Source organism: endosymbiont of Riftia pachyptila (vent Ph05), from assembly GCF_000224455.1.
GTDB classification, from domain to species: Bacteria; Pseudomonadota; Gammaproteobacteria; order Chromatiales; family Chromatiaceae; genus Endoriftia; species Endoriftia persephonae.
On sequence record NZ_AFOC01000131.1, the window covers coordinates 1 to 7,254 of the forward strand.

4 protein-coding genes are annotated in these 7,254 nt (G+C 45.9%); all 4 read right to left on the bottom strand.

Features of this window, described 5'->3' with window-relative positions:
• A partial coding sequence (locus RIFP1SYM_RS15015) for a glycosyltransferase family 2 protein (protein ID WP_240992141.1) occupies positions 1-417 on the bottom strand: 417 nt, incomplete at its 3' end.
• 3 nt (positions 418-420) lie between these two features.
• Positions 421-1,416 carry a glycosyltransferase family 2 protein gene (locus RIFP1SYM_RS15020; protein ID WP_006474000.1) on the bottom strand — a complete coding sequence of 332 codons (996 nt, stop codon included), beginning with the start codon at positions 1,414-1,416 and terminating at the stop codon, positions 421-423.
• A 230-nt stretch (positions 1,417-1,646) separates the two neighbouring features.
• A complete protein-coding gene (asnB, locus tag RIFP1SYM_RS15025) occupies positions 1,647-3,398 on the bottom strand; it encodes an asparagine synthase (glutamine-hydrolyzing) (protein WP_005966356.1) in 1,752 nt (583 codons plus the stop codon).
• Between the two features lie 2 nt (positions 3,399-3,400).
• Positions 3,401-7,225, bottom strand: a complete 3,825-nt coding sequence (locus tag RIFP1SYM_RS15030) for a glycosyltransferase (protein WP_005966358.1) — start codon at positions 7,223-7,225, stop codon at positions 3,401-3,403.
• Positions 7,226-7,254: the final 29 nt, after the last annotated feature.

Consider the following 7,254-nt stretch of genomic DNA (forward strand, 5'->3'; position numbering starts at 1 on the left):
AGTGCCACTCGGATTCAGCAGCAAACCCCCGACCATACCAGTATCCGTGTAGGACTTATGAGCGCTCACCAACCGGGCCACACAGCCAAGCTCCAGCAGGCAATCGGGGTTTAAAAACATCAGGTAGTCCCCACGAGCTCGCTCAAGGCCGATATTACAAGCAGCAGCAAACCCCAGGTTGGTTCGATTTCGGATCAGATGGATATGGCTTTCAGCGGGAAAACGGGCCTCCAGCAGCGCAAGACTATTATCCGAAGAGGCATTATCAACGACAATGATCTCCTCTGCCTGGTCCAGGCTCGAGGCGATGCAATCGGCCAGCATGGGGCCGGCATCATGATTCACAATGATCAGCGAGACTGGCGGCACCCCCATGCCATCGCTTTCCGCTATCCTACCTGACACCTGTTTTTCCATGATTCAGCGCAGGGGGAGTATACGTTTATCCAGGGCATGCCAGATATCTTTGATGGAGGCAACCCGAGCCGCCTGAATCTCTCTGCGCTTGCGCCACATCATGGGCACCCCCTTGATGGCATCCCACTTTGCGCGTAGAACCAACCGCCCCTGCCCGCGCAGGGCAAACACGACGATCGCCATAAGATTCATGGCTAGATGCAGAGGGAGTAAGAGCCAGAAGAGATAGCCAGGCATATTCTTAACAAACGCCCAGAGAAGATTGCGGTGCCCATGATAGACGGCAAAATCACTGCGCTTCCCCCCCGTAGTGGCCGAGCCCACGTGTAGGGCCACAGCATCGGGCACTAGCATACAATGGTAGCCCGCAAGTCTGAAGCGGAATCCCAGATCCACATCCTCGACGTAGCAGAAGAAATCCTCATCGAACAGCCCCACCTGCAGCAGAGTTTCAGTTCGATAGAGCGCAGCGGCAGCACAGGGGCTGAATATCTCCCGCTCTTCAGCAGGACGGGATGAGCGCAGTTGGCCGTGAGCATCGCGCCAGACCTGGCCGCTCATGTGGTAAACATCACCCAAACCATCCCAGGTATCCCGCTTGTCTGCCACCACCAGACAGGAGGCGAACGAGGCGGCATCGGGATGGCGTTCTGTTGCGGCCAACATCTGCTGCAGCCAGTCCGGCGCGAGGTAAGCATCTGGGTTAACAAGCGCAACGAAATCACAATCATCCAAGTGCTTCAGAGCGACATTATTGCCGCTCGCGAAACCCTGATTGGTTGGCAGTTGAATAAAGTCGACCTGAACTGCCAGGTCATCAATAATTGCGTCCGCCCCTATTTCACTCGCATTGTCAATAACCACAATATTGCGAAATGGAATTATCTGCTTCTCCAGTGCAGCGATACAATTGAACAGATGCTCCCAGCAATTCCAGTTAACAATCAAAGCGGCCACACTATGAGCCGCACCTAGATTTTCTACTTTGTGCGTAACCATAGTTTGCAAGGTACGGAGAATTCACATACTAACCGCATCAAAATACTCAAAAGGGAAGTTAGAAGGAAAACCTACTGACATGCGATGATGTGCGTTCAGCGCGAATACACCAAGGTGCCCTACAATAAAAAAGGCGCCATAATCATCTTAGCGGCATGAGAAAGGAAGCCTTTGGAGTGACTGCCCAGCATATGCGGCAGGCATCTAATAGGCCGCTTGAAGTCCACATATTAATTAGCAAAAGCTATATCCTGCCATTGTAAAATCACAAACAGCGTCCACAACCACAGCGGCTGCTCGTTACGGCCAGAAAAATGATCATCAAAATCTTCTCTAATTGCATTGCAATCAAGCAAATTAGAGAACACTCCATTTCTCCCTGAATCGAGCAAATCGTATAATCTGTCCCGCATTTCCAACACCAGATCACCCACAGGCACTGAAAACCCCATCTTTGGCCGAGTCAGAACTTCCTTAGGAAGATCCCGTTCAAAAGCCCTCCTAAGAACGATTTTTCCATCATTGGAATCAAGCTTGTAATCATCAGGAAGACCCGATACGAATTCAATGATTTTTGGAGATAAGAAAGGGAAACGACCTTCCAAGGAATGAGACATGAGTATCTTATCCGCCTTGGCCATAAGGTTCTCAGGAAGCCATGTTTTAAGGTCATACGCGAGCATACCGCTCAACAACGATCTTTCCTCAAAATATATCCTCTGAAGGCATAATCGCGAAGGCGGTACCCCCTGTATAACACGTGCTGCACGCTGCCTAAAATACCAACTAAAGTCCAGAAAATGATTAAATTCTTTCCGCTGAGACGATGGAGGAGCCCCCAATACATGCTTGTATTGCTGATAGCCACCAAGCATCTCATCACTACCCTCACCAGACAAAACAACAGTAACTTGCTCTTTTATATAGTCGCAAAGAATATGAAGAGGAAAACACGCAGGATCGGCGATGGGCTCATCCATCGCCGTAACAACACGTTCAAACCGCGCAGCAATCTCCTCCGGGGATGTCTCAATAGCGAAGTGGGGTAAACTAAATCTCTCAGACACAGCTTGCGAATAAGAAAATTCATTCAAATCAGGGAATCCGATATTGAACGAGGTCAAGGAAACGCCTATATCTGCACACAGAGATGCAATCGCACTTGAATCCAAACCACCACTTAGAAGAAGCCCTACTGGGACATCGGACATCTGTTTCTGTTTAACTGACTCACGAAGCAATCTCTTCAATTCTACTGCCGCTTCATCAGCACTTAATTCGCAGCTATTTTCATTCAGCGGTAAATCCCAAAACCTCCATGTAGAGTCTCGTCCCTGATAAATTTTTATATAATTTCCAGCCTCCACTCGCCTAATGTTTTTGAAAAGTGTATAGGGCGCTTGAGTATATCGATACGTAAGGTATGACGCCAAACCGTTTGCATCCGGGGAAAGATCCAAGCCATCAATCTTTAGCAAAGGCAACAATTCACTACTAAATACAAATCTTTTTTCATCTTCATAGAGATACAAAGGCTTTACACCTAGATGATCTCTGACAAGGTAAAACCTCCCATCACTACTAGCACGAAAATCCCATATAAAGGCAGTGAACATCCCATCCAATTTTTCAAATGATGCTTCACCTTCCTGCATAAAAAGAGCAAGAAAAACTTCCGTATCACAGTCTGTTTGAAACTTATGCCCCTGTTGTTCTAGCTCGTTTTTTATCTCGATAAAATTATAAATCTCACCGTTATATGCTATTCCGACCCTACCATCATTCGACAACATTGGCTGATGGCCATGTCCAATGTCAATTATTGACAGCCTTCTATGAGCAACCGCAAATCCCTTGCCAACATAACTTCCCCCATCGTCAGGTCCACGATGGTGTAACATGGTATCCATGCATGTAAGGAAAGATGAAACTTCTTCTGGTGTTTTGCCATTTTTCCAGATAATACCTGCATATCCACACATAATCAGTTCCCTTTGCCCGCAGCTATCTCATTAATGAGTTGGCTCCAGGAAGACAAATATCGGTCTTGGTTGAAGATATCCATCGCAGTATTGCGTGATGCCAGAGCTATTTTTTTCCTTGCACTAGGCCTCTCTGAGAGCCAATGAATTTGCTCCGCAAGCTCTTCGCTTGAATCTGCATAAAACCCATTAACACCATTCTTGATAAACAGATCCACGTCATGATTTCGTAGCGATACTGAGACTAATCCAGCCATCATAGCTTCTCCACGCGCTCGTGGCATTGGAGAGCGAACTGTCGGATTAAAGTAAACGCTGTAACGGCCCAACTCACGAACATAATTCTGGTACTTTGCGATGGCCCAGTCATTGGTTCCCACCCCATATCGATTTCCCGGATCAGGTGTTCGAAGGCATTCTAGATTGACCCTTTCATCCAAAATCTTCTTAACATCTTCATAAACAAATAGCCCGTTATAATGAGGTCGATTTCGCAGTGCATCCCTTTGCATAACTAAAACATCTCCATCACAACGAGCCGGAGGAAACTCGTCTGGAGCAAATCCATGCCAGATTGTTCTGCTATTTTGAAAGCCCCATTCTGATTCTGCTTGATGACTATTACAAACTACCGGGATATCACCAAGTAAATTTACCAAGGACATTCGTTCATCGTCCAATATTTGCCCTAAATCAGAAGCAACATAATTACTATCATACTGACCGACAAATTGCGGTGTTCCGTGACAAATTGCCACCTTCGGAAGATCAACATTATGGATAAACCAGCGTAGAGTTTCTCCCCAATCCGATGGCACAAGACCATTGCAGAGATCTGGTCGCAAAGCGCTTTCATCAAAATGCAGCACAGCCAAGTCAAAATCACTAACATCAACTTGTTCAGCAGGCAGCATACGGCAATTGGCTGGCATAGGCCGCTTTCCATACTCCCAATGCTCACATAATCCAGTACCAGCGCCAGTTACCAGCGTAAAATCATGGCCAGTTTTATATAACTCATACTGATGTGGAACATGCCAGCGATATGTCAGAATTCGCAGCTTCCGTGATCTATCAACGAAGATGGGGGCCTGCTCATAACGACGAAAGCGCTTCTGTAACCACAGATAGTCAGCGTTCTCATCTAGGTTAGAGCCAACAGATCGCGACCACCCAAGAATGGCATCGTAGGTTTTTGTACTCCATTGTCGAGACGCTGTCAGAATGTCCGGATGTTTTTCGAAGAGCCTACGGAAATTTCGCAGGGAACGTAGCGGCTTTTCAGATTCATTTGCAGATGACTCATGGGAAACGTGAATAGAAACTGTGTCCGGCAAATACTTGATACGGGCGCCAGACACATATAAACGATAGCCCATTTCAACATCCTCCCAACCAAAGCCGGAGAGAGGATCAGAAGAATAGCTGAACACTTCATCAAACAGAGGGGCCTGAAGAACCTCATTCAAGAATGCGCGCCGGATTGAAAAATTCCGTGTAATACAATTAACAAAGCTCGCTGAGTTTACTGGGTCTTGCTGTAGATTTTCAGTTTCCGCAAAAGAGGGCGAGGCCTCATGTTGCCCAAGAACTGAAAATGGTGCCTTCTCATTCGTTTCGATATTTATCGGACCAATAGAGACATCACAATCACCCTTCAAATACGCACTGTAGTGAGAAGAAAGAAAAGAACGGTTAAACATGCAATCCGCATCGACAACAATAATGATGTCGCCACAAGCCTCTTTTATAGCCTTGTTGCGACTACCGCAATTCCCTATGTTGCTCCCATTGCTCAGAATCCGGATATCAACTATCCGCTTTGCATCAGCTGTATTCCCCATCCATTTTTTAAAGTCATTTACAACAGCGACAGAGTCATCAGGAGACATGTCATCAACTAATATTACTTCGAATCTTCCGGAAAAGTCTTGGCGTCTGAGAGCTTCAAGAAAATACCGGACCTCACGCGCTTTGCGATAGAGCACCGACACAATAGTAATCAATGGCCGACTTTCCAACGTTAATGATGCTGCTTGAGGTTCAGGCTTTCGGCGTAACGATTTGGAAAATGCTGCATCGTAGATTGCTTTTGCTTCCCAGACAGCAGTTCGAATAGAGTAACGAGCAGCAATTTCATCATGGGCAGCTTCGCCAAGTTGAAGGCGAAGTTCCCGGTCTCTTACAAGCTGAATAAGTGCTTTATGCCATTCTTCTTGATCTGCAGCCAAGAACCCCGTCCTACCGTGCGCAATCGTCGCTGCAAATGTCGTAGTTGAAGAAGCAATCGTAGGAATCCCAAAGAGTGCAGCTTCAAATATTTTTAGCTCGCTTTTACAATCAGTAAAGGTATTGTTTAGCTCAAGTGGTGCGAGATTGATATCAACAGTAGCCATCTCTCTGAGCATATCCTCATAAATCATCAATGGCTTTCTGCTAATACGGTTTTCGTATTCATTGAAACTAGAAGGCAGATCAAGGTGTCCTACGATCAAAAGTTCAACATCAGGGCACTCCAAAAGTGTAGCTCGCAGGGCCTCCGCACATTCAGCAAAGTCCTCTTCGTGCGTTTTCGTGCCACTGAAGTATCCTATGCGGATTATTTTACTCAAGGACGACGATTCCGCCTGCCTACATATCTTGATATTTTCAGCGAGATCAATTTGATTCTTCCCAATGTTGTTCGGCAGAACATAGGATGGTATTCCCAGTTTCTCCACTCTCTCCATGAGGGCAAAAGTTGAAGCAGTAACAACATCAGACATTTTCATGGTTTTAGCAACGCCCTCCATGAAGGAAAGGGTTCGTTGTAAATCTTCGTCACCATAGCCATTAGTAGCTCGGAGAAGTGAAATCTGAGACGAATCGAACACAAAGTCGTCTATATCAAAAATAACTGGCCGCCCGTCATTTTTAAATTGATTGATCAGCACATCAATATTGGGTGACCAAACAATGCGATTGAGAACTAAAATATCTGCATTTATCTTAGTATTATCAGTGAGTTCGCTATCGCGGATAACCTGGCATTCATATCCAAGCTCCACCAATGCTTCTGAATAATTGATGACTCTGTAAAGTTGAGTCATCAAATCATGCTCATTAATGATGTACGCGATTTTACGAGAATTCGATGATGTTTCAACGACAGCATGACTTAATTCAAGATGATCATCTCTATGATGTACTTCTGCCGCTGCACCGTTATTCTTTCGGAATTCATCCACCACTCGAATATTGGAAGAGTGTTGCGTCATTTCTAGTGCGAAGGCGTTAGAGCGCCCCAAGAGCATACGGAAGCCGCCTTCGCGAAATCTTCTCGAAATCCGGAGATACAACCCATCAAATCCCCACTGCCGTATAGCTACTGGCACATTCACAAGCGCGTTAATCAGAGATTTTTCTATCTTAATAGCGAACAAGTACTTATACTTAAGATATCTAAGCGGGCGCGTCACTCGCCATGATGTGGATTTTTTGTATTCATTGATAGCATAATCTCGAGCAACTATAGATTGGTCTCTCTCTTTTAGAGCCATCTGCAATGATGCAATTACAGCATCACGCTCGACCATCCTCTTGTTGAGGTCATTAATCTTCTCCTCCTGCTCAGTATAAGTCTGATTCAAATCTGAGATATGTCCCTCACGCTCGGCTAAACCTTGGTTCAAGGTGCTAATCTCTTCCTCTCGCTCAGTTACGGTCTGATTCAAATTGGCGATACTCCCTTCACGTTCGACCAAGTTCTGATTGAGGGTGGTGATCTCCTCATCACGCTCAGTTACGGCCTGATTCAAATTGGAGATACTGTTTTCACGTTCGGCCAACTCCTGATTGAGTGTGGTGATCTCCTCAT